Here is a 22400-nt window from a genome sequence, read left to right on the forward strand (position 1 = left end):
AAGCGTCGGCACCGGACGCCGCTGTCGATGGTAAACGCCGAAGCAGTCCCTGAATTCGACAACCTGACAGCATTCGGCAACGTGACAGCGACGCCCATGCATCAAGTGCTGCTCTGCGGGGACATCCACAGCAATGCCGAGGTCGCGGCTCGGGTGTCGGCCGCAGCGCTCGAAGAGGGCTGCGCGGTCGTGCTGCAGGTCGGCGACCTGGGGTGGCGCCCAGGCGACGAACGCAGTGCCGAGATGTGCGAGGCGGTGGCCGGCGGCGGCGTGCCATGGGTCTTCGTTGACGGGAATCATGAGCACCTCGGGGACTTGGCGTCGCGGGCGGCAACGCACCGCAGCCAGCGCTCGCCAGTCGGCTTCGATCCCGATCCCGACGGTCTGTGGGGGCCCGCGGAACCGATCCAGGTTGCTCCCATGCTGTGGTGGGCTGCTCGAGGCTCACGCTGGACGTGGTGCGGCACGAGCTTCGGCGCGTTGGGCGGTGCGTGGTCGCCCGGCTGGCACTATCGCCAGCGGGGCTGGCGTTGGTTCCCGCGAGAGACGATCAGCCGGCGAGACCTCGACGCGTTGGGCGACGAGCCGCTGGACGTGCTGGTGTGCCACGACGTTCCCGCCCGCGAACTCGTCGGGGAGGGATCGGGGTTCGCACGCCGAGGCGATACCCAGATCGGCGAGGCGAACAGCGCCCAAGTACGTGTGGCAGCCCGCCGTACCGGGGCCCGGCTGGTTGTGCACGGTCACTGGCACGTTGGCCACTCGTCGTTGCTCGACACCGGGCGGGCGGAGCTGACCGAGGTGGTGGGCCTGGCCGCGAACGGTGAGCCGGGCAGCCTGGCCGTGCTCGATCCGGTGACGCTGCAGATGCGATCAGCAGGTTCTGGCGGAGCGGGAAGCCAGCAGCACTAGCCAGCGGCGACGGTCTGGCTTTTTGCGGCACGCGCCCCGACGGGCGCGGCGGTGGGCTCAGGCGTCGCTGAGGCGCCGAACCACGATGACAATCAGAGCGCCGACGATCACGGCGAGCAACAGCTTTTTCATGGTGCATCGTCCTCTGTGACGGGTGGGCCGAAGTCATCGGCTCAGCGAATGCTAGGCGCACATTTTCTGAACTCCGCGCGCGGCTCGATTGGCGGAGGTGGACGGGAATCGAACCCGCCGGACGGGGATCGCCCGTCCCGCCCGCTTTGAAGGCGGGGGAGCCCACCAGGCGCTCAGACACCTCCGTCGGTCATCTTTGCCCACCTTCGCGCCCCGCGCCAGCCGCCAAGCCCACTGGTGCTCCTCGGAAAATCAATTGATCGCGCACCACGGCATCGACCAAGGTCACATCTCGTAATGACTTTCATATGTTTTCTCTGATTTTCAGGAGCATCAATGATCTATGCCTATGTGGGCGCGAAGGGCGGCGTCGGCAATACCGTGACGGCCCTGCTTGCTGCGAGCAGTGCCAAGCGCGCCGGTCGCGATGTCGTGCTGGTCGATCTCACCGGCGACTTCGGTGTGGTGCTGGGCACAGCGCCCGATCTGCCGGGCATCGCCGAGTGGACCGCGGCAGACGAACTGTCATTGGGCGCAGCGTCGGCGCTGGCGGTCGATGTCGCGCCCGGGGTCAGCTTGTTGCCGCGCGGCAGCGGCGAGATCGACGACGCCCGGCTCGGAACCCTGTGGTCGTTGCTCGCTGCCAAGCCACGGGTCAACATCATCGACGCGGGTCGCGGCCGGGCGGCGCTCGACCGGGTGGCGGGGCCGAGGGTGCGGCGCCTGCTCACGATGACCTGCTGTTACCAGGCGCTGCACCGAGCACGCGATGTCGTGGCCGAGGTTGACGACGTGATCGTGCTGACCGATACGCAGCGCGCGCTGGGCCTCGCCGACATCGAGGCCGCATTGGGACGTCATGCCGATGCCGTCGTGGCGGTCGACCGCTCGATCTCGCGCTGGGCCGATGCGGGCCTGCTGCTCGACCGTTGCGCGAAGTCGGCGCGGTCGCTGGATGCGTTCTTGTGAATCGCACGGCTCGGGCTGTCGGGCGGCATCCGGCAAGCAGGGCGCCATCAAGCAAAGCATTTGTGGAGGAGATCCACGAACGGTTCCTGCCGGCGCCGGCGCCCGAGGCCCGCGACGTCGCAGCCGCTGTCGACACGGCGGCACCGTTGCTCGACCGCAACCACGCGGCCGAGCTCGTCTCCGAAGTGCTGGCCCGCCTTGCGGGCGTCGGCCCGCTCGCGCAGATCTGGGGCGACGACGAGGTGACTGAGGTGATGATCAACGGCCCCGGCCCGATCGTCATCGAGCGTCGCGGCCGTCTGTCGACGCTGGGTTCGATCAGCGCCGCCGAGGTGCATCGCCTTGTCGAGTACTTGCTGGGGCCGACGGGGCGCCGCGTGGACCGGCGTCTTCCCATGGTGGACGTGCGGCTCGACGACCGCACGCGCTGCCACATCGCCGTGCCGCCGGTTGCGGTGGACGGCCCGTACATCACGCTGCGCCGTTTCCCCGCCGACATCCGCCACCTCAGCGAGTTGGCACGTCCGGCTGACGTCGAACATCTGCATCGGCTTGTGGCTGAACGAGCCAACCTGATCGTCTTCGGCCCCACCAGCACGGGCAAGACCTCTCTGCTGGCGAGCTTGCTGGCCACGGTCGCCGACCGGGAGCGCCTCGTTGTCGTCGAGGAAGCAGCGGAGCTGCCTCGGCTGGGCGTCAGCACGGTGCGCCTCGAAGGCCAGCCGCCGAATGTCGACGGGGTCGGAGCGGTGACGATGGCCGACTTGGTGGCAGCGGCGCTGCGGATGCGACCCGACCGTCTGGTGATCGGCGAAGTGCGCGGCCCAGAAGCAGCGGCGCTGCTGCAAGCCCTTACGACCGGCCACCGCGGCTCGGTATCGACCCTGCACGCCGACGATCCCGCGCATGCGCTGTGGCGGCTCGAACAGCTTGCTCGAACCGGTGGCGCGGTCGGCGATGTCGGCGCGCACATCGCGTCGGTTCTCGACGGCCTCATTCACATGAGTCGCGCTCCCGAGGGGCGCCGGGTGGTCATAGCCATCTACGAAGTGCGAAGCGACGGCTCGCTGCAGCAAACTGCCGGGTTGGACATGGCGGCGCGCGTGGCTGCTGCCGTGTGATGGATGCGGCTGAGCGTGCTGTTCGTAGTGGTGCTGGCATGCGTGGGCGCGATCACCTCACCGGCGGTGCGCCAGTGGCTCCGCATGCGTCGGCAACGGCGACGCGACCGGGCAGCGGTCGCAGCCCGTTCGGCGCACATGGGCGACTACTGCGCGGCCGTGTCGCGCTGGCTGGGAGGTGGAGACACGCTGCTGCAGGCGCTGCGCGCTGCCGCCGGAGATGGCCCGATGTCGCTGCCGCTGGATCAGGTCTCGGCCGAGCACGAGCGTGGGGTCACGCTGAGCCGCGCCGTGCAGCGATGGGCGGCGCGCGAGCAGACGTCCGAGGCGGCGCTGCTCTCGACGGCAGTCACACTCGCCTCAGACCGGGTGGGGGCACAGCCGCAGCTCTTCGACCATGTCGCTGTGACAGTCCGGGCGCGAGCCGACATGGCCGCCGAGGCTCGCGTCCACGCAGCGCAGGCCCGCGCTTCGGTCTGGGTCGTGGCGGTCTTGCCGTGGGTGGTCGCGCTCGCGCTGCTGGCCGAAGGCGGTGCTGCTGCCCGAGTGCTCACGTCCACACCGCTGGGCTGGTTCTGCTGCGGAGCGGCGGTCCTCTTAGAGCTAGGGGGCGTGTCGTGGATGCGCGCTTCGGTCGCACGGGCGATGCGATGACGGGCGATGCGATGACGGGTGATGCGATGACGGGCGATGCGATGACGGGCGATGCGATGACGGGCGAGATAGCTGCGGTATGGAGCACGGCAGCTCGCGACGCCGCCCTCGTGGTCGGCTCGTTTTCGGACAGCCTCATCTTCAGAAGCGTCGTGTTGACCAATCCTGTCGTCGTCGGCGGGTTGGCTGCTGGCGCCGTCTGCTGGGGCGGCTGCATCACCCGGCCCGAGCCGGCGCGCCGCCGCGCGATGCTGCTCGCAGCCACGGCACAGCACCCCTGGGATGCGTTCACCACGGCGGGCTCCCTCGCCAGCCGCCCGGCCCGTTGGCTGCGCCTGGCGTGGTCGCACCGTGGCGACGCTCCGCACCCCGATCACGTGGTGGCGGAGTTGGGGGCCATCGTCGACGTGATGAACGTGGCCCTGGCGTCGGGGCTCTCGATCATGGCATCGCTGCAGCTCGCGCTCGCCCACCGTGACGCTGCGAGCCCGACCGGCCGCTGGCTCGCCGCACTGACCGCGCCCCATCGGCCGCTTGACGAAGCGCTGGACGAGTTCGGCCGCGCGTGCGGGCCCCGCGCGCGGGCCTTTGCCGCTGCGGTCACCGGCTCCATGCGTACCGGCATTCCGCTGGCACCCGAGCTGGAGCGTCTCGGGCGGGAGCTGCGCGATGACGTCCGCCGGCGTCTCGAGGGGAGGGTCCGGCGCCTGCCGGTGCTGCTGCTGTTCCCCCTCGTGCTGTGCGTGCTCCCGGCGCTCGGGCTGATCGCGATCGTGCCGGTGCTCGTCGCCGCGTTCGGTGCCTGATGCCCCGCACCCGCTTCGCACCCAAACCAACCAGAACCCCCAAGGAGCTCCGATGACGGAATTCTCGACCACCCATCCGACCGCCCATCCGACCGCCCATCTGACTGCTGTGGCCCGCCGCCCGCCGCCGGTGCGTCGCACCCACCGGCTCACGGCGGTTGATCAAGCCGACGAGGCCGGTCAGACCACCGCCGAGTACGCCCTGCTCACGGGTGCCATCGCGTTGCTGGTGGCGGCGGTTACGGCCTGGGCCGCCAGCACCGGCAAGATCGGCCGCCTGCTCGACGCGGTGTTCAACTACCTCACCAAGGCCATCTCCTGAGCCCACGCGCCCCTGGCCGCCCCGAGCACGGGCAGGCCACAGTCGAGTTGGCCCTGCTCATGCCGTTCCTGGTGTTGCTGCTCATGTGCATTGTCCAGACGGCCTTGGTCGCGCGCGACGCAGTGCTGGTGTCACATGCAGCCCGGGTTGGCGCGCGCATTGCGGCGGTGGAGCCATCGCTGAACGCCGTCCGCAACGCGGTAATCGCCGCAACCCCGCTTGATTCCAGACGGCTCGTCGTCGAGCGAGAATCCGCCCGCGACCTGGTGCGCGTCACCGTGCGCTACCGCTCGCCCACGGAGGTTCCGCTGGTCGGTGTCCTGATCGGCGACGTCGATCTGTCCGAATCGGCCGCCATGCCCGACGAACGCCGAGGTCGTCGCGGGGGATACCGCGAAATTGCCGCTTGCGCATGTCACAACCATGGGGTTCAATGGCAAGTCACACACCTGTAATTACAGGTCGGGTATCTCGTCACCGAGATTGCAGCTGCAACCGAGGTCGGGAACACCTGTCGAGGGACTGCCGGGAGGAACGATGGCATTCGCAACTGAAGAAGCGCTCGAAGCACCAGAAGGGAACTGGTGGGATCAGGCCAACTGCCTCGGCGTCGATCCCGATTTGTTCTTTCCCGAGCGCGGGGCCAGCACCCGCGAGGCCAAGGCCGTCTGCCGCGGCTGCATCGTCAGCGATGACTGCCTCGAGTACGCGCTCCAGAACAGCGAGAAGTTCGGCATCTGGGGCGGCATGAGCGAGCGAGAGCGCCGCCGAGTACGCCGCCAACGAGCCCTGACGAGGCGCGCCGCAACTGGCTGACGTGTCGAGGCCTGCCAGCCCGGCTACTGGCTTGACGTAGCGCTGGTACGCTCGCGGCCGTGATGGCAATTGCGCTCGGACCGCCTGAGCTGCTCATCCTGCTCATCATCGTGCTGGTGCTGTTCGGGGGAGCCAAGCTGCCGAAACTGGCGCGCTCGCTGGGCCAGGCTCAGCGCGAGTTCCGTGAAGGCGTGAGCGACGCGGAAAAGGCGGCTGGCGACGGCTCGTCGAGCAGTTCGTCGAGCGACTCCAAGCCCAAAGACTCTTGACGTAGCTCGCGCTCAGGCGGCGCGAGCGGGCTTTTGTGCACGGCGACGATCTCGCAGAGTCCGGCGGCGCTGCCGCTCCGAAGTCCCGCCCCACACTCCGTGGGTGATGTTGTTGGCGAGTGCGTACTCCCGACACGGGTCTTTCACCGGGCACTCTGCGCACACCTTCTGAGCGGCGATCACGCCGGCCCCATCGCTGGGAAAGAAGACGTTCGGGTCGATATCGGCACATTTGCGTTGAATGACCCAGTCGGAGGCCAGGCTCTCCGAGCCAGGGCCGTTCGGCACGTGGACAGAAGCGACCTGCAATGTCGGCAGATCGCTCGATTCGGGGTTCTGCCTTGCTGCCCGGATCGAACCGACCAGAAAAGCTCCGTTGTTGAGGCCTCGGCTGGCGAGGTCATCGTCGTACATCCTCATCGCGAGAACCAACGCCATACACATGCTTCTGGTTCCGGGGATTGCCGACTTTCATCGAATTTTCATGTGGTGTTCATGACCTGTTTGCCACAACGACGTCGGTACCCTTGCCGTGCGCCGATCCACACCCAAGGAAGCCCGTGTCCGACATCGCCACCGAAGCCGAACAGCTCCCGCCTGAGGTCGGCATCCGCATCATCTATCTGGGGCCTGTAGCGCCCCATTGGGAGATCGCAGGGATCTACGGCGAAGAGGCGGCCGTCGACGAATTCCGCCGTCGCACCAACGCGCGCCTGCAGCTGCTCCCGCCCCACGATCCGCAGTTCCGCCGTAACCGCGAGCGGGTCGTGCGCGACGCCGAACGCGAGAACTACGAGCTGCACTGGGACCTCGGCATGCCCGAGGAAGAAGACGAAGCGAACTAGCTGGTACTTCCGGCCTCCGCGGACCCGGTCGCCGCGTTCACGGGTTGTTCACGGCATTCGTTCCGGTCGTTCACCGGCTACCACCAGTGATGTCACCGGCCCTTCGTAGCGTGCGCGACGATGCGAAAGACTCGTACAAGCACGAAATTGCTCGTGGCGATGCTCACTGCATTCGCCCTGATTGCCGCTGCGTGCGGCAGCGACGACGATTCGTCTGACGGCGGCAGCGCTCCCGCTGCGACCGCCGCGGCCGACGACATGGCCGACGAAGACATGGCCGAGTCGCTCAGCGGCTCAATCACCGTCACCGGCTCCTCCACGGTCGAGCCGGTCACCAACTTGCTGGCTGAGGCCTTCGCAGAAGCACACCGCGGTGTGGCGTTCTCGGTCGCCGGCCCTGGTTCGGGCGACGGCCATAAGGCCGCCTGCGCCGGCGAAATCCCCATCTGGAACAGCTCGCGCCAGATCATGGACTCCGAAGCCGAGTGCCTTGCTGAGGCCGGCGTCGAGTTCATCGAACTGCGCGTCGGCATCGACGGCATCTCGGTCATCACCGCAGCGGCCAACGACACCGTCGACTGCCTGAATTTCGCAGACCTCTACAGCCTGGTCGGCGTCGAGTCCACCGGCATCAGCTCCTGGACCGACGCCAACAGCCTGAACGCTGAGCTGGGCGGCACCGGTCCGTTCAGCGGCGGCGCACTCGAGATCTTCGCTCCCGGCGAAGAGTCGGGCACCTTCGACAGCTTCATCGAGATCGCCCTCGAAGACGTCTGGGAAGGCCGCGTCGAAGAGGGCCACGCCGATGAGGACTTCGCCGTGCGTCCCGACTACAACGCGTCGGCCAACGACAACGTGATCATCGACGGCATCGCCGGCAACGAATACAGCCTGGGCTGGGTCGGCTTCGCCTTCGCCGACGAGAACCGTGACCTGGTCAAGCTGCTCGAGGTCGACGGCGGCGACGGCTGCGTGTCCCCGACGTCCGAAACCATCGCCTCGGCCGAGTTCCCGATCGCCCGCTTCCTCTACACCTACATTGACGCGGCGCAGGCGTCAGACCCGGCTATCAAGGCGTTTGTCGATTTCATGGTGAGCGACGAGGGCCAGCCCTACGTGATCGAGGCCGGCTACGTGAACCTGGATGCGACCGATCTGGAGCAGTCACGCAGCAATTGGAACAACCTGACCACCGGCAAGAACTTCTAGACATCCGGGAACCAAAGACGCCATCGCATGAGTCCCATCGCATGAGTCCCATCGCATGAGTCCCATCGCATGAGTCCCACGCCGGACCGGTCCACGCTCACCGCAGCAGACCTTCAGACCTCGCCGATGCGCCGGGTGCGCTCGCAGACCGTCCGCTGGCTGTTCATGGGCGCGGCCGCCGTCACGATGCTGGTCAGCGCACTCATCATCTGGACAGTGGCCTCGGAGGCGTGGACCTACATCAGCCAGGTGGAGTTCACCAAGCTCGCCGATATCGGCTGGTTCCCTCGCCGCGGCCTGTTCGACCTCAGCACGCTGCTGGTCAACTCGGCGCAGATCTCGGTCATCGCCATGGCGGTTGCGGTGCCCTCGGGCTTCGGCGCGGCGATCTACCTCTCCGAGTACGCGCACCCCAAGGTGCGCAAGGTGATGAAGCCCACGCTCGAGCTGCTGGCCAGCGTCCCCAGCGTGGTGCTCGGCGTGTTCGCCATCAGCTTCATCACCCCGTCGGTGCTCAGCAACTTCTTCAACGAGATCAACTTCTTCAACAAGCTTGCCGCCGGCATCGCAGTCGGCCTGCTGGTCATCCCGCTCATCGCCTCGATCGCCGAGGACGCGCTGCGAGCGGTGCCCGTGGCGTTGCGGGAGGCCTCCGCCGGTCTCGGCGCTCGCAAGGTCACCACCTCGGTCCGGGTGGTGCTGCCGGCCGCCATGTCCGGCCTGATGGCCGCCACCATCGTCGGCTTCAGCCGCGCGATCGGCGAGACCATGGTGGTCACCATCGCGTCGGGCGGCGGTGACACCTCGCTGTTCAACATGTCGGTGCTCGAATCGGGCGGCACCATCACCTCGGCCATGGCTGCACTTGGCCTCGGCACCGACCAGGTCGCCGGCAACAACCTGGCGTTCCAGAGCCTCTACTTCCTGGGTGCCCTGCTGTTCGTCATAACCCTGGTGCTCAACATGGCAGGCGACGTGATCGTCCGCCGACTGCAGAACAGGTACTGATGACCGTACTCACCACCCCCGCAGGCATCGCCACCAACGCAGCCGACGTATTGCGCCGTCGCCGGGGTGCCGATGCCACCGGGGTCGTCTTCAAGTGGCTGCTCATCGGCGCCACCGTGTTTGCGGCGGGCTTCTTGGCAGTACTGCTCGCCGTCATGATCGTGGACGGCTGGGACGTGCTGTCGGGCGACCTCTGGTACTTCCTGACCCACGGCTTCTCGCAGCGCTCGGCCGGAGAGGCCGGCATCTCGCAGGGCATCATCGGCAGCTTGCAGGTGGCGCTGGTCACGGGCGTCTTTGCGGTGCCGATAGGTGTCGCAACGGCCATCTACCTGGTCGAATACGCCCAAGAATCCCGCTTCGCCCGCATCGTCGAGCTGAACATCCGCAACCTGGCCGGGGTGCCCTCCATCGTCTATGGCCTGTTGGGCCTGGCGGTGTTCGTCAAAGCGCTCCAAGATTTCACACAGGGCAAGTCGGTCATCGCCGGCGGCATGACGCTGGCCGCGATGGTGCTGCCGATCATCGTCATCACCTCGGTCGAGGCGCTCAAGGCGGTGCCCTCGTCACTGCGCGAAGCCGCATACGGTGTGGGAGCCACCAAGTGGGAGGTGCTCTCACGCCAGGTCTTGCCGGCCGCGCTGTCGACGATCCTCACCGGAACCGTGCTGGCACTGGCGCGCGCCCTCGGCGAGGCGGCACCGCTGATCCTGGTCGGCGCCGCCACGGGTTTCCTCAGCTTCGGCGACGCCAACATGCTCGAGACCTTCACCGGCCCCTACACGGCATTGCCGGTGCAGATCTTCAACTTCGCTCGCCTGCCCGGCGCAGACTGGGGGGTGAACGCCGCTGCGGCCAGCGTCGTCATCTTGGTCTTGGTGCTGGCGGTGAACGGCATTGCTATCTACCTTCGCAACCGCTTCGAAAAACAGTGGTGAGACATCCTCCATGACGACTTTCGTGACGATCTACGCGAACAGGCGATGACTTGGTGAATCCCGAGAAGGCCTTGATGACCTCTGAGTCAGAAGCACCAGTGCCCGAAGTGATGGCGCCGCCGCCAAACCGCGCGCGCATTGACGTGAGCGGTGCTGCAACGGCGGCGTCGACCGGCCAGCGCCTCGCGGCCAGCACCGTGTTCGAATGCGCCGGCGTCGACGTGTACTACACCGATTTTCGGGCGCTGCGCGACATCACGCTCGATGTTGCCGAACATGAGGTGACGGCATTGATCGGCCCCTCGGGCTGCGGCAAGACGACGTTCCTGCGCTGCTTCAACCGCATGAACGACCTCATCGAAGGTGCCCGGGTGGAGGGCACCATCAACTACCACGGCGTCGACCTGTACCAGGACGAGGTCGACCCGGTGGAAGTGCGGCGGCGGGTCGGCATGGTGTTCCAGAAGCCGAACCCGTTTCCCAAATCGATCTACGACAACATTGCGTACGGACCCCGGCTTGCAGGCGTCAAGCGGTCCGAGATCGACGGCGTGGTCGAGGGCTCGCTCACCCGGGCGGCACTGTGGGACGAGGTGAAGGACCGCCTGAAGATGTCTGCCTACGGGCTGTCGGGCGGCCAGCAGCAGCGTCTGTGCATTGCCCGGGCAATTGCGGTGCAGCCCGACGTGGTGCTCATGGACGAGCCCTGCTCGGCGCTCGACCCGATCGCTTCCGGCCGCATCGAGGAACTCATTGCCGAACTGAAAACCGACTACACGATCATCATCGTGACGCACAACATGCAGCAGGCCGCTCGCATCAGCGACATGACGGCGTTCTTCTCGGTGCAGGCCAACGAAATGGGCCATCGCACCGGCCTGCTTGTCGAATACGCACCCACCAGCCTGATCTTCACCAACCCTGACGACCCCCGCACGGAGGCATACATCACCGGGCGGGTCGGCTAGCGACACTCACCAGCCAGGCGACACAGAGACACAGATACGACACACTGCAACCATGACCGAAGAAGTACGAACCGAGTTCCATCAGTTGATGGACGAGGTTCGTGCCGATCTCGTGCAGATGGGCGGCATGGTGGCCGAGGGCATCTCGGCAGTGACCGCAGCGCTGCTCGCGGGCGACATCGGCGGGGCTGACCAGATCATCACCGCCGATGACGAACTCGACCTGCTCAGCCTGGAGGTCGAGGAGAAGTGCGTGCAGCTGCTGGCACTGCAGCAGCCGGTGGCGGTCGACCTGCGCACGATCCTGACCGACCTGCGAATGATCTCGGAGATCGAGCGCAGCGGCGACCTGGTCACCAACATCGCCAAGGCGGTTGTCCGCTTGCATGGCGCCGAGCTGGAGCCTCGAGTGCGCGGCCTGCTCGACCGGATGCGGGAGCAGGCGGTGCGGCTCACCGCCATGGCCATGGATGCCTTCGCCGAGCGTGACGCCGGATTGGCTTCGGTGCTCAACGACGTCGACGACGTGCTCGACGAGCTGCACGGCCAGTACCTCGACGCCGTGTTCGCCTCACGCAATGCGGGCCAGATCGACACCCAGCAGGCCGTGCAGCTGGCCGTGGTGGGCCGCTTCTACGAACGCATCGGCGACCACGCCGTCAACATCGCCCAGCGCGTCGAGTTCCTGGTGACCGGCCAGCTGCCCGAACATATGGGGGCCAATCGGGCCCGGGCCCGACGGGAGCAGGGCGAGACGCTGTGATCGCTGCGCTGGTGGCGGCTGCGTCCGCGCTGGCGCTGGCGCTGGTCTTGGTTGTCATCATCGGCGTGCGGGCGCGGACGTCGGCCTCCGAGCGGCTCGGCCGCGTGGTGCACCGCTTTTCTGGTGAGAGCGAGTCCGACGGGCTGCGTCCCGGCGAACCACGTCTCGACGACTACGGCCTGGATGACTGGATCTCCCATCTGGAGTCGGTTGCCACGACAGCCGCCATGACGGCCAACATTGCCGAGCGGGATCGGGCGCGCTGGCAGTTGGCCATGAACGAGCTGGCGGTGGGCGTGGTGCTGGTGGACGAGGACGGCACCGTGTGTGCCAGCAATGCGCTGGCCGACGAGATGATGTCGGCCCGTGACGCGATGGCACTGGTGGGCGCAGGGGTGACCCAGCTGCTCGAGGCGGCTCGGGACGGGCACGCTCGCTCCCGCATCGTGAAGCTGACCGGTCCGCCGCCGCGGGTGATCGAGATCAGCGCCCATCCCGTCGCGAGCGACCGCCACGCTCTGGGCGCAGTTGCGGTGATTGCGGACCGGACTGAGGGTGCGCGGGTCGACCACGTGCGCCGTGACTTCGTGGCCAACCTGAGCCATGAGCTGCGGACGCCGGTGGGTGCTATTGCGCTGCTGTCCGAGACGCTGGCGCAAGAGGACGATGCGGAGGTGCGTTCCCGGCTCGTCGACCGGATCAGTGCGGAGGCTGAGCGGGTGCGACTCATCATCGACGACCTGCTGGAGCTGAGCCGGGTCGAGCTGGAGGGCTCCATGCGGCGGGAATCGGTGCCGGTCGTGCCGCTGCTGAGCGAGGTGGCTCACCAGTACTCCGAGCACGCCCGCAAGCACGACGTGGCGCTGGTGCGGCCGGCTGTTGATCAAGACGATGGTCAGGGCATCACGCTGCACGCCGACCGGGGGCAGCTGCTGCGAGCGGTCGGCAACCTGGTCGACAACGCCATCAAGTACAGCGACCCCGGTTCGGAGGTGCGGTTGAGCGTGGCTCCCCGTTCGGTCGACGACGGGCCGCCGTCAGCGGTGCTGGCCGATGCGGACGCGGCGGTGGCTCGGATCGGGCCTCCGGATGCGTTTGGTTCGTTGGATGTGCCGCATTCGCTGGATGACCTGGATGCCCTGAATGCCCTGGATGACGCAGCTGACGCATCCGAGGCATCCGAGGCAGCCCCGACATGGGTGGACATCGTGGTTGCCGACGAGGGCATCGGAATTCCCGCCGATGAGACAGAGCGGGTGTTCGAGCGCTTCTACCGGGTGGACAAAGCTCGTGCCCGTGCTACTGGCGGCACCGGTTTGGGCCTGAGCATCGTGCGTCACGTGGTTGCCAATCATGGCGGCGAGGTGATGCTGCATTCGCGTGAGGGCGTCGGCACCACGTTCACGCTGAGATTCCCCGCTCCCGAAGACTCTTCACAGAACCCTTGAGGCAACCAGGCAGGACGATGACGACATCGATACTGGTCGTAGACGACGAGCCATCCTTCACCGAGGCCCTCACCGTGGGCTTGCGGCGCGAGGGCTTCGAGGTGCGCACTGCCGCTGACGGCCGGGCCGCTCTGGCCGAGATCAGCGCGTCCGAGCCCGATCTGGTGTTGCTGGACGTGATGCTGCCCGGCATGTCCGGCTTGGACGTCTGCCGGGAGATCCGCAAGTCGTCACGGGTGCCGCTCATCATGGTGACCGCTCGTGGCGAGGAGATCGACGCCGTGGTGGGCCTGGAGGTGGGCGCCGACGACTATGTCACCAAGCCGTACCGGCTGCGCGAGCTGGTGGCTCGCATGCGGGCGGTGCTGCGGCGCGCCTCGGGCCAGCCGGTCGCGCCCGAGGGCGACAGCAACTGTCTGATCGAGGGCGACGTGGTGCTCGACATCGATCGACATGAGCTGCAGGTGGGCGGCGAGCTGGTGACCCTGGCGCTGAAGGAATTCGAGCTGTTGGCCTACTTGCTGCGCAACGCCGGCCGGGTGGTGACCCGCGACAGCCTGATGCAAAACGTGTGGGGTTACAACTACATCGGCGACACCAAGACGATTGACGTTCATGTGAAGCGGCTGCGGGCCAAGATCGAGGACGATCCGTCGAATCCGCAGAGGATCACGACTATCCGCGGTCTGGGATATCGATACGAGCGGACTGCTGCGAGGCCCGACAGCTCATGAGCCACCTCTGACTGCGGGCTGATGCAACCGTTCACCTGGCTTGCCCGCACGCACCTGCTGTCCGCCGCAGGCGATGCGCTGATTGCGATTGCGCTGGCTGGGTCGCTGTTCTTCAACCTCGATCCGGCTGCTGCGCGGCCCAAGGTGGCGTTGTACCTGCTGGTGACCATGGCGCCGTTCGCCTTGGTCGGGCCGCTTATTGGGCCGCTGGTGGATCGTGCTCGCGGCGGGCGTCGCAGCATGATCATCGGTGCCGGCATTGTCCGTGCGGTCCTGGCGCTGATGATGGTGCGCCACCTCAACTCGCTGTTGCTGTTCCCCGAGGCGTTCGGTGCGCTGGTGGCGGGCAAGACGTACCACGTGGCCAAGAGCGCGGTGGTGCCGGGGCTGGTGCGTGAGCAACGCGACCTGGTGGAAGCCAACTCGAAGCTGATGTTGCTGAGCGGGCTGGGGGGTGCGCTTGCTGCTGGGCCGGGCTTGCTGTTGAGCTTGATCTCGTCGCGCTGGGTGCTGGTGCTGGCGTCGGTGGTCTTCGTGCTGATGACGTTTCCCGCTGCCCGGCTGCCTCGCACGGCTGTGCGGCCGTCGCGGTCGCACCCCGGCGAGGCGGACGACGTGCCCCAGGTGCCTCAACCGGGACCAGCGCCTCGTCTCGACCGACCCCACAGCGACCCGTATTCCGAGCCGCTCGGTCCCCGTCAGCGGAGGCCATCCGATCTCTACACCGGGCCGTGGGGCGACGAGGGAGGTGACGAGCCGGGCGGGCGTCCGCAGCCAGGCCTGCCGGCGGTGCCGGGACCGGCTCCCGGCGCGACGCGCCGGGGCGGGATGCTGCTGGCGGGCTCGGCCATGGGCGTGGTGCGTGCCATAACCGGCTTCACGCTGTTTCTTATTGCGTTCTGGCTGCGCACCGACGACGCGGCGACGTGGTGGTTCGGCTTCATGTTCACGGCGAGTGCTATCGGCCAGCTGGTGGGGGCCGTGGCCGCGCCCATGCTGCGTCGCCGCATCCGTGAGGAAGCTCTGCTCGCCTGCACAATTCTGCTGGCGGCACTTGTGTCGTTCTATGTGGCGACGGCGCCCGATCGTGTCTCGGTGCTGGGGCTGGCCATGGTGATCGGGCTCATGTCCGCTCTGGGAAAGCTGTGCTTCGACGCAATCGTGCAGCGCGTCGAGGTGCCTGCGGATCATGGCCGCACGTTTGCCCGCTTCGAGACCCGCTTCCAGCTGATGTGGGTGATCGGCGCATTGGTGCCGGTGGTTACGCCGAACGGCATCCTGCCGCTACGGGCTGGGGTGATGCTGCTGGGCATCGCCGCCACCGTGGCGGCGGTTCTCTACCTGGGGGGGCTGTGGGCGCTGGCTCGGGGCCGGCGTCCTCCTTCGGAGGTCATCGCCACCCGTGTGCGGACCCGTATCCGTCGCAAGAACTAGTTCAGCGGCAGGTCGAGGCGGGCCAGCCACAGGCCGGGTGCCGCAAGCTCGTTCGGTGTCGGGAGCGCCCCTTGTTCCCACAGGCGGGCCAAGCCCTCCCGGCCGGCTCGCTCGGTTACGCCGGCAATGAAGTTGTCGCCCCGTTCGCGGGCTTCGGCGCTCAGCCGCACGCCCAGCAGGCGGTCTGCGAAGTCCGTTCCCTGCGAAGCCACCTGGCGCCGCCGCACGGCCTCGCTCAGTGCGTCGAAACCGCCGATGAGCCGGGGCCCCGCCTGGGCGACCACATCATCGACATAGGCGTGGACGACGCTCAGCAGCGTTTCGAGCCGTTGCACGGTGTCGTTCTGGCTGTCGTCTCGTGACACGCCCAGCAGCAGCTCGGGGTTGCCGAAGATGCGCTGCAGCTGCGTGTTCATCTGCTGGGATGCATCCGCGCTGTCGGCGAGTGCTGTGAGGTCGAGGTCCAGGTCGTCAAAGGTGGGCTCGCTGCGGCGGAAGCCGTCCACGTAGCGGTGCAGCAGCCTGTCGAGCTCGGCATGTACGTGTGTCACCGACAGCACCGAGTGCATGGCATGTTCCCGGATGGCGACCCAGAGCGTCACGTCGTCGACGTCGAGGCTCCATTCGCCGGCGAAGTCGGTGATGTTGGCGGGCACGATGAGCACCTGGTCGTGCTGGCGGGGCACACCGAGGTCCGAGTTGCCGAATGCCTTGGTGGCGAGGTGGCCGGCCATCATGCCGGCGGTCATGGCCACGGTCATCGGGCTCATCATGCGCAGCAGGCCGGCGAAGGGGTCCATGCTGTGTTCTGGGCTGTGTTCTTGGCCGCGGTCTTGGTCGCTGGCCAGGCGTTCGGACAGGCGGTCCATGAGGGGGCGGATGGTTTCGAGGGCGTCGTTGGCCCACCCCGAGCGGGTGACAGGATCGGTGCGTGGGGGACGGCCGCCGGATGTGGGATCGAGGTTGGTGACATGCGCCACATGCAGTTCTGCTACCCGGCTGATCTCGCTGAGGCGGTGCCGGACGACTGGGTCGACGTTGTGTTCGGGCTTGCCGCCGCTGGCGAGTTGGTTGGCGGCCTGTCGGGCGCCTTCCCAGAGGTTTGCGTCATTGCCGAGGAGCGCGGCGATGTCGCCGAGGAACGGGATACCCGAGAACGGGTTGTCGTCGTCGTCGGGAGGGGCCACAACGGCATGGTACGGCTGGGCGAACAGGCCGAGGGCGTCGCCGGGATCGGGCATGGGTCGCCGGGATGGGGTGTCGCCGGGATCGGGCATGGGTCGCCGGGATCGGGCATGGTAGGGCTGGGCGCACCGTCTGGGGCATCGTAGGGATATGACCCCACGGATCGCGGTGACGGGTGCGGGCGGCGTGATCGGCGCTCGGGTGCTGCAGTTGCTGGCTGGGTCCTTCGACGAGGTCGTGGATATAGACGATGCCGGAGCGGCTGGCGGGGCTGGCGCAACCGGAGCGGCTGGCGGGGCTGGCGGGGCTGGTGGGGCTGGCGCGCGTGGCGGGGATGACCTGTTCGGCGCCGAGGTACTGGTGCACTTGCGGTTGACCAGTGAGGTGACCACGGATCGTCTGCGCCGGGTGCTCGCAGTTTCCGATGGGGTCAAACATCTGACGCTGGTGTCGAGCGCCGCCGTTTACGGGGCGTGGCCGAACCATCCGACGCCTATCTCGGAGGACGTGCCGGTGCGGCCCAATCTCGAGTCGTCGTTCGCCGTGCACCAGGCCGATGCCGAACGCACGGTCCTGGACTGGCGTGATGCTGATCCAGCCCGCACGGTGGCGATCCTGCGGCCGGCGCCAGTGGTTTCGAGCGGCATCGGCGGGCCGATCGGCGAGGCGATGCTTGCCGCAGCGCCCATTCGTACTGGCAGCGACGATCCGCCCGTGCAGTTCCTGCACCTGGACGACCTGGCGTCCGCTGTGGTGCTCGCCACGCAGCGCCGCCTGTCGGGCGTGTTCAACGTCGCCCCTGATGGTTGGCTGTCGCCTGGTGAGCTGCGGGCCCTGCTGGGGGCCCGGCCCAAAATCCGCCTGCCCCTGCCGTTGACCAAGCGGCTCGACCGCTACGTGGCCAGCCGAGTCGGCCATTCCGCCCCCGAGGGCCTGCTGCCGTATACCCGCTACAGCTGGGTGGTGGCCAACGATCGGCTCCGTGCGGAGGGCTGGACGCCTCGCTACAGCAGTGCCCAGGCGTACGTGATTGCGGACGTCGGAATGCCCTGGGACGACCTCAATGCGCGCCAACGTCAGCACGCCATGTTGGTCGGCGCAGGGGCTGCTGTGGTGGCCGGAGGGTGGGCTGCCGCGGCCTGGCTCCGGCGCTCCTACGCTTTGCGATGATGATGGTGGCGCCGCAGCACGACACTTGGGTGGAATTGACGCCCGAGGAGCTGCCGATCGCGGCCGTCTATGACTGGGCGCTCGACCCGGAGGCTGGGGCGGTGGTTCTGTTCTCGGGCACGGTCCGTGACCATGCCGAGCACCGCACGGGTGTTACGCAATTGGTCTATGAGGCGTACGAGTCGGAGGTTGGGCCGCGGCTTGCCGACATCGCTGCCGAGATGCGGCGGAAGTGGCCGAGCGTGCGCAAGGCGGCGCTGTTGCATCGGGTGGGGACGCTGTGTCTGACCGAGAGCTCGGTGGTGGTGGCCGCTTCGGCTCCGCATCGTGATGCAGCATTCGAAGCCGCCCGGTTCGGTATCGATACCTTGAAGGCCACGGTGCCGATCTGGAAGCAAGAGCATCACGACGGCGGAACCGACTGGGGTTTGCAGTCGCAGCCGATCGCGCAGGTGCCCGGGTCATGAGCCCGCTGCTGTTCTTGGCCATTGCCGTGGTGGTGCCGTTGTTGGGGATGGCTGTGCTGGGCGTGGGCGCTCGCTTGAAGAGTCAGCGTGTGACCGACGACGAAACCGAGCCGTTCCGGCGGAGGTTGGCGTCGCTTGCTCCTCGATTGTCGGGTGGGCGATCGACGGGCACGCCGGGGCTGACGCAGATGATGCGGCGGCTGAGGGGCGCACGAGGCGCTGACCCGGCCGACGCGAGTGATGCGGTTGTTGAAGCTGCGGCAGACAACGCAGGAGCAAATGGCGCAGCGTCGAGGGACGCGTCGGACAGTGCGGCGCCGGACAGTGCGGGGTCGGACAGTGCGGCGTCGGACGGTGGGTCGGCTGGGAACGACGGGGGCAGAAGGCGCCAGCGCGGCCGGCGTCGGCAACGCACTCAACGGCCCGAGACAACAACAATCGGCGTAGTTCGGCCCAAGGCCACGACTGCCAGCGTCCGGCTGATCGAGCGTGAGTACTCGTTGCCAGTGCTGCCACCATTCAGCGCCGAACTGGACGATCCCGCTTGGCAGCGACGAGATGCACGCACGCATGCACCCGGCCGTCGACCCGAAGCCGTGCAACCGCCAGCCCAAACGACGGAGCTTCCGGCGAGTTCGACACTGCCTTCGGCCAGTCCAGCCCAGCTTCCGGCGAGTTCGACACTGCCTTCGGCCAGTCCAACCCAGCCTCCGGCGAGTTCGACGCAGCCAGGGGTTGGCTCTGCAGGTTCGCCAGCCCTTGCGACACTGCCTTCGGCCAGTCCAGCCCAGCTTCCGGCGAGTTCGACGCAGCCTGGGGTTGGCTCTGCAGGTTCGCCAGCCCTTGCGACTCAGCCATCGGCGAGTTCGACCCGGCTTCCGGCGAGTTCAACCCAGCCAGGGTTCGGCTCTGCACCGTCGCCGGCTCGTTCAGCGCGACCTGGGGTTGGCTCTGCACGGTCGCTGGCCCATCCGGAGCAGCCGTCGCCGCGCTCGACGCGCCCGCCGGTTTCCAGCGTTCGCCTCGTACCCGCACAGGGGAGCGGCCGAGACCAAGATCAGCATCGACGGCCTGTCACACGCCCGGCAGCCGATAGCCGTCCTGGTCCCGACGGTCTTGGTGCTGTTCGTCCTGGTCCCGTCGGTCTTGGTGCCGTTCGTCCTGGTGCCGTTCGTCCTGGTGCCGCCCATCGCGATGTCGTGAGTCGCGATGCCAGACGTGGTGGTGCTGTTCGTCCTGGTGCTGTTCGTCGTGGTGCCGTTCGTCCTGGTGCTGTCCGTCGTGATGCCGACCGCCGCGTACACAGCACAGTTGGCGCTGCTCTGACCGCCCCCACAGCTCCGGAGCCCCCGCAGGCTGCGCCCCAGTTCAAGGGCACAGTGCGTCTCGTGGAGGTCCATACTCCAATCGTGCCTCCACGCAGCGAACGAGTCACATCTCGCAACCAAAGGCGTCGTCCTGGCTCGTGACCTCGCGATCGATCTCGGCACCGCAAACACGCTGGTGTACGAGCGGGGACGAGGCATCGTGTTCAACGAGCCGTCGGTCATCGCTCTCAATGAGCGTTCAGGCGACGTGCTGTCGGTCGGGCGCGAAGCGTGGCAGATGATCGGGCGCACGCCCAGCTACATCATCGCTGCACGACCGTTGCGCCACGGCGCCATCACTGACTTCGACATCACCCAGCGGATGATCCGGCTCATTCTTCAGGGCGTCGGTGTCGGCCGCTTCGGCCGGACCCGTGTTGCAGTCTGCGTGCCGTCGCTCATCACGCCGGTGGAACGGCGTGCGGTGATCGAGGCGGCGCGGCGGGCCGGGGCGTCCGACGTCCGGCTCATCGAGCAGCCGATCGCTGCGGCCATCGGCTCTGGGTTGCCGATCCACGAGCCCACCGGCTCGCTGGTGATCGACGTCGGGGGCGGCACCGCCGAGATTGCGATGGTGTCGCTAGGCGGCTTGGTGGCGCTGCGTGCGGTGCGGGTGGGGTCGTTCGACTTGGACACTGCACTGATGAACTATTCACGACGTGTGCACGGCATCGCCATCGGCGAGCGCACTGCCGAGGAACTGAAGATCAGCATCGGGTCGGCGTGGCCGATCGACGACAAGTTCGACGCCGAAGTGAAGGGGCGCGACCTGTCGACAGGGCTGCCCCGCACGTTCCTCATCACACCGACCGAGGTGCGATCGGCACTGGCAGACACGGTGGAGCTCATCGTGGAGGCCGTGCTGGAGTGCTTGGGCGAGGCGCCGCCGGAGCTGGCACAGGACCTCATTCACACCGGTGCCTTGATGGTGGGCGGCGGGTCTCTGCTGCGGGGGCTGGACCAGCGCATCGCATCTGAGGCTCGGGTGCCGGTGCTGCGGTCGGAGTCGCCGCTTGAGACGGTGGTGCTGGGTGCGGGCCGAGCGCTCGAGAACTTCGAAGCGCTGCACGCCTCGCACACCATTCCCGGCCGGTAGCGGACCGTCCGCAGCGGTGTTGTCCGCTGGTTGGTTGTGCTCATGGGATCACTCTTTCGCGGGGGTGTGACACGCTCCAGCTCGCTCGCGACAACGCCGGCGCTGGCAGCTGAGGTGGCGCGCCGGGCCGCTTGTTCGGCGGTTGGGGTGGTGTGCTGGGCCGCTTGTTCGGCGGTTGGGGTGGTGTGCTGCGGCGCGTTCGCGAAAAGGCCGTTGCTGGCGGCGGCGGTGCTCTTGCTGGCGGTCGCGGGCTGCTCGGGATCGCCTTCAGAACCAGCGCCGACGTTCCCGCCGCAACCGGCTCCCGCCGACGGCTTCGACGCAGGCACGTTGACCTTGGGTGTGTTGGTTGACCTGTCGGGTCCAGCCGCCGAGGCAGATCGTGCGGCGCTCGCCGGCGTGCAGGCCTACTGGGCCGGGGTCAATGTTCGTGGCGGGGTGGCGCAGCTGTACTCGGTCGAATTGTCGGTGAGGGACATTGGCGATGTCGAAGCGGCCGCTGCCGCGCTTGAGGGGTGGGACATAGCAGCGCTGGCCTACGTGAGCGCGGGCGTCGACACGGTCGAGCTCACCAGGCCTCGTCGCACCTCGTCTGCTGGCCTGCCTCGCACCCCGTCTGTTGACACATCCGGCACCTCGTCTGTTGACACATTCAACGTTCCGTCTGTCGACACATCCGGCACCTCGTCTGTTGACACATCCAACGTTCCGTCTGTTGACACATCCGGCACCTCGTCTGTCGACATCTCCGACACCTTGTCCGGCACTCAATTCGAAGTCCCGTCTGACGTTTCGCCCATGCAGTTGCCGCTTCCGACTGTGCCCGCGGTGGCCACGCTTGCCGGCGAGGACCTGGCCTGGGTGCTCACGTCGACGACGCCGGTGGAGCTGACCACGGTGGCCTTGCTGGACCGATTCCGAGCGAGCGGTCCGGGGGCGACCTGGTGCGTCGTGGTGGACGGCTCACACCTCGGCCGTCAGGTTGCGGCAGCGGCCCATGTGGCGGGCGCGGCCCGTGAGACGGTGCCAGCGATGCTCGACCTCGACGTGGGCGAGATCGAGGTGCTCGACCTGTCTGCATCTGTGTTCGACGTCGCCGATGCAGTCGCCGACCGACGTTGCCGCTATGTGCTGGTCGAGGTTGCCGAGTCGCGGGCGACCGGTGTGCTCGAACAGCTGCCACCGAACCTGACCGTGGTGCGGCGCTCCACCCTGGCTGTCGAACTTGAACTGCCGACGCAGGTAGAGCTGTTCATCGACCCGGCGCCGCCGTGGACGGCTGGCCAATCCGCTGTGATGGACGCTTTCGCCGCCGACTGGGCGAGCTTCGCCGCTGGCTCGCAGTCTGACTCGCAGTCTGACTCGCGTACGCAGCCCGACTCGGCCGTGCAGGCTGGCTCGGCCGTGCAGGCTGGCTCGGCCGCGCAGCCTGACTCGCGCACGCGGGCTGGATGGCTGTCACAGCTGCGCCTGCACACACTGCTGGAGGACGCTTTCGCTGGCGGCGACGTGAGCCGTGAGCGACTGGTGGAGCTCTCTGAACTCGTCGAGCCGGTCGATCCCGATCGCAACACGCTGCCCGGCGTGCCACGTATCGGCATGGACATCTCCGAGCCAGTCGGCGGCGGTCCGTTGCGCACGCTTCGTCTCTACGGACGCAGCGACATCGGCGCAGACAGCCGCGGACTGCGCCAAGTACTCCTCTATGACGCAACACGCTTCGTGGAAGAACTGCGAAACCGCCTCAGCGCCCGCGGCTAGACGCGC

At 67.5% G+C, this 22400-nt stretch carries 26 protein-coding genes and 1 tRNA gene; 23 read left to right on the forward strand and 4 right to left on the reverse strand.

Features of this window, described 5'->3' with window-relative positions:
• Positions 1–27: 27 nt before the first annotated feature.
• Positions 28–912, forward strand: a complete 885-nt coding sequence (locus ACOOHB_RS16020; protein ID WP_420445805.1) for a metallophosphoesterase family protein — start codon at positions 28–30, stop codon at positions 910–912.
• Between the two features lie 221 nt (positions 913–1133).
• Here the strand turns inward: ACOOHB_RS16020 and ACOOHB_RS16025 are convergent.
• A tRNA-Sec gene (locus ACOOHB_RS16025) sits at positions 1134–1229 on the reverse strand.
• Positions 1230–1380: 151 nt separating this feature from the next.
• On the opposite strand from ACOOHB_RS16025, the gene ACOOHB_RS16030 reads away from it, so the two are divergent.
• The 8 genes from ACOOHB_RS16030 to ACOOHB_RS16065 all read left to right on the forward strand — a co-directional run bounded on the left by ACOOHB_RS16030 (position 1381) and on the right by ACOOHB_RS16065 (position 6001).
• Complete coding sequence (locus tag ACOOHB_RS16030) at positions 1381–2013, forward strand: hypothetical protein (RefSeq protein WP_420445806.1); 633 nt, start codon at positions 1381–1383, stop codon at positions 2011–2013.
• A gap of 62 nt (positions 2014–2075) precedes the next feature.
• Positions 2076–3134: a CpaF family protein gene (locus tag ACOOHB_RS16035; RefSeq protein WP_420445807.1), complete on the forward strand. Its 1059-nt coding sequence runs from the start codon at positions 2076–2078 to the stop codon at positions 3132–3134.
• A gap of 3 nt (positions 3135–3137) precedes the next feature.
• Positions 3138–3788, forward strand: coding sequence for a type II secretion system F family protein (locus ACOOHB_RS16040; RefSeq protein ID WP_420445808.1), 651 nt, complete (start codon positions 3138–3140; stop codon positions 3786–3788).
• The gene (locus ACOOHB_RS16045) at positions 3752–4594 is read left to right on the forward strand and encodes a type II secretion system F family protein (protein ID WP_420445809.1); all 843 of its coding nucleotides are present in this window, start codon (positions 3752–3754) and stop codon (positions 4592–4594) included. The genes ACOOHB_RS16040 and ACOOHB_RS16045 overlap by 37 nt, the downstream gene beginning before the upstream one ends.
• A gap of 52 nt (positions 4595–4646) precedes the next feature.
• Positions 4647–4916 (forward strand): Flp family type IVb pilin, encoded by a 270-nt coding sequence (locus ACOOHB_RS16050; protein WP_420445810.1) that lies wholly within the window; start codon positions 4647–4649, stop codon positions 4914–4916.
• The gene (locus ACOOHB_RS16055; RefSeq protein ID WP_420446922.1) at positions 4913–5371 is read left to right on the forward strand and encodes a TadE/TadG family type IV pilus assembly protein; all 459 of its coding nucleotides are present in this window, start codon (positions 4913–4915) and stop codon (positions 5369–5371) included. Before ACOOHB_RS16050 ends, ACOOHB_RS16055 begins: the two co-directional genes overlap by 4 nt.
• An 82-nt stretch (positions 5372–5453) precedes the next feature.
• Positions 5454–5732 carry a WhiB family transcriptional regulator gene (locus ACOOHB_RS16060; RefSeq protein ID WP_420445811.1) on the forward strand — a complete coding sequence of 93 codons (279 nt, stop codon included), beginning with the start codon at positions 5454–5456 and terminating at the stop codon, positions 5730–5732.
• Between the two features lie 62 nt (positions 5733–5794).
• Positions 5795–6001 carry a Sec-independent protein translocase subunit TatA/TatB gene (locus ACOOHB_RS16065; protein ID WP_420446923.1) on the forward strand — a complete coding sequence of 69 codons (207 nt, stop codon included), beginning with the start codon at positions 5795–5797 and terminating at the stop codon, positions 5999–6001.
• A 12-nt stretch (positions 6002–6013) separates the two neighbouring features.
• On the opposite strand, the gene ACOOHB_RS16070 is transcribed toward ACOOHB_RS16065, so the two are convergent.
• A complete protein-coding gene (locus ACOOHB_RS16070) occupies positions 6014–6439 on the reverse strand; it encodes a WhiB family transcriptional regulator (RefSeq protein ID WP_420445812.1) in 426 nt (141 codons plus the stop codon).
• Between the two features lie 122 nt (positions 6440–6561).
• Here ACOOHB_RS16070 and ACOOHB_RS16075 point away from each other — a divergent pair, with 122 nt between their 5' ends.
• The 9 genes from ACOOHB_RS16075 to ACOOHB_RS16115 all read left to right on the forward strand — a co-directional run bounded on the left by ACOOHB_RS16075 (position 6562) and on the right by ACOOHB_RS16115 (position 15348).
• Positions 6562–6846, forward strand: a complete 285-nt coding sequence (locus ACOOHB_RS16075; RefSeq protein ID WP_420445813.1) for a hypothetical protein — start codon at positions 6562–6564, stop codon at positions 6844–6846.
• Positions 6847–6966: 120 nt separating this feature from the next.
• Positions 6967–8055 carry a substrate-binding domain-containing protein gene (locus tag ACOOHB_RS16080; RefSeq protein WP_420445814.1) on the forward strand — a complete coding sequence of 363 codons (1089 nt, stop codon included), beginning with the start codon at positions 6967–6969 and terminating at the stop codon, positions 8053–8055.
• Between the two features lie 69 nt (positions 8056–8124).
• Positions 8125–9063 carry a phosphate ABC transporter permease subunit PstC gene (pstC, locus tag ACOOHB_RS16085; RefSeq protein WP_420445815.1) on the forward strand — a complete coding sequence of 313 codons (939 nt, stop codon included), beginning with the start codon at positions 8125–8127 and terminating at the stop codon, positions 9061–9063.
• Positions 9063–10001, forward strand: a complete 939-nt coding sequence (gene pstA, locus ACOOHB_RS16090; RefSeq protein ID WP_420445816.1) for a phosphate ABC transporter permease PstA — start codon at positions 9063–9065, stop codon at positions 9999–10001. The genes pstC and pstA overlap by 1 nt, the downstream gene beginning before the upstream one ends.
• A 74-nt stretch (positions 10002–10075) precedes the next feature.
• Positions 10076–10969: a phosphate ABC transporter ATP-binding protein PstB gene (gene pstB / locus ACOOHB_RS16095; RefSeq protein ID WP_420445817.1), complete on the forward strand. Its 894-nt coding sequence runs from the start codon at positions 10076–10078 to the stop codon at positions 10967–10969.
• Between the two features lie 52 nt (positions 10970–11021).
• Positions 11022–11732 (forward strand): phosphate signaling complex protein PhoU, encoded by a 711-nt coding sequence (gene phoU / locus ACOOHB_RS16100; RefSeq protein ID WP_420445818.1) that lies wholly within the window; start codon positions 11022–11024, stop codon positions 11730–11732.
• On the forward strand, positions 11729–13180 hold the full coding sequence (locus tag ACOOHB_RS16105; RefSeq protein ID WP_420445819.1) for a sensor histidine kinase: 1452 nt from the start codon (positions 11729–11731) through the stop codon (positions 13178–13180). The genes phoU and ACOOHB_RS16105 overlap by 4 nt, the downstream gene beginning before the upstream one ends.
• A 17-nt stretch (positions 13181–13197) precedes the next feature.
• Positions 13198–13914 carry a response regulator gene (locus tag ACOOHB_RS16110; protein WP_420445820.1) on the forward strand — a complete coding sequence of 239 codons (717 nt, stop codon included), beginning with the start codon at positions 13198–13200 and terminating at the stop codon, positions 13912–13914.
• Positions 13915–13935: 21 nt separating this feature from the next.
• The gene (locus tag ACOOHB_RS16115) at positions 13936–15348 is read left to right on the forward strand and encodes a hypothetical protein (protein WP_420445821.1); all 1413 of its coding nucleotides are present in this window, start codon (positions 13936–13938) and stop codon (positions 15346–15348) included.
• Here the strand turns inward: ACOOHB_RS16115 and ACOOHB_RS16120 are convergent.
• Positions 15345–16625 (reverse strand): zinc-dependent metalloprotease, encoded by a 1281-nt coding sequence (locus tag ACOOHB_RS16120; protein WP_420445822.1) that lies wholly within the window; start codon positions 16623–16625, stop codon positions 15345–15347. The genes ACOOHB_RS16115 and ACOOHB_RS16120 overlap by 4 nt on opposite strands.
• Positions 16626–16683: 58 nt before the next feature.
• On the opposite strand from ACOOHB_RS16120, the gene ACOOHB_RS16125 reads away from it, so the two are divergent.
• Both ACOOHB_RS16125 and ACOOHB_RS16130 read left to right on the forward strand, forming a co-directional pair.
• Positions 16684–17703 (forward strand): NAD-dependent epimerase/dehydratase family protein, encoded by a 1020-nt coding sequence (locus ACOOHB_RS16125; RefSeq protein ID WP_420445823.1) that lies wholly within the window; start codon positions 16684–16686, stop codon positions 17701–17703.
• Complete coding sequence (locus ACOOHB_RS16130) at positions 17703–18170, forward strand: molybdenum cofactor biosynthesis protein MoaE (RefSeq protein WP_420445824.1); 468 nt, start codon at positions 17703–17705, stop codon at positions 18168–18170. The genes ACOOHB_RS16125 and ACOOHB_RS16130 overlap by 1 nt, the downstream gene beginning before the upstream one ends.
• Positions 18171–18689: 519 nt before the next feature.
• Here the strand turns inward: ACOOHB_RS16130 and ACOOHB_RS16135 are convergent.
• Positions 18690–19085, reverse strand: a complete 396-nt coding sequence (locus ACOOHB_RS16135; protein ID WP_420445825.1) for a hypothetical protein — start codon at positions 19083–19085, stop codon at positions 18690–18692.
• Between the two features lie 30 nt (positions 19086–19115).
• Here ACOOHB_RS16135 and ACOOHB_RS16140 point away from each other — a divergent pair, with 30 nt between their 5' ends.
• The 3 genes from ACOOHB_RS16140 to ACOOHB_RS16150 all read left to right on the forward strand — a co-directional run bounded on the left by ACOOHB_RS16140 (position 19116) and on the right by ACOOHB_RS16150 (position 22394).
• Positions 19116–19373 (forward strand): hypothetical protein, encoded by a 258-nt coding sequence (locus ACOOHB_RS16140; protein ID WP_420445826.1) that lies wholly within the window; start codon positions 19116–19118, stop codon positions 19371–19373.
• Positions 19374–19628: 255 nt separating this feature from the next.
• A complete protein-coding gene (locus ACOOHB_RS16145) occupies positions 19629–20633 on the forward strand; it encodes a rod shape-determining protein (protein ID WP_420446924.1) in 1005 nt (334 codons plus the stop codon).
• Between the two features lie 42 nt (positions 20634–20675).
• Complete coding sequence (locus ACOOHB_RS16150) at positions 20676–22394, forward strand: hypothetical protein (RefSeq protein ID WP_420445827.1); 1719 nt, start codon at positions 20676–20678, stop codon at positions 22392–22394.
• Positions 22395–22400 lie beyond the last annotated feature (6 nt).

The sequence above is a fragment of the Candidatus Poriferisodalis sp. genome, assembly GCF_965215815.1.
Taxonomy (GTDB): Bacteria; Actinomycetota; Acidimicrobiia; order Acidimicrobiales; family Poriferisodalaceae; genus Poriferisodalis.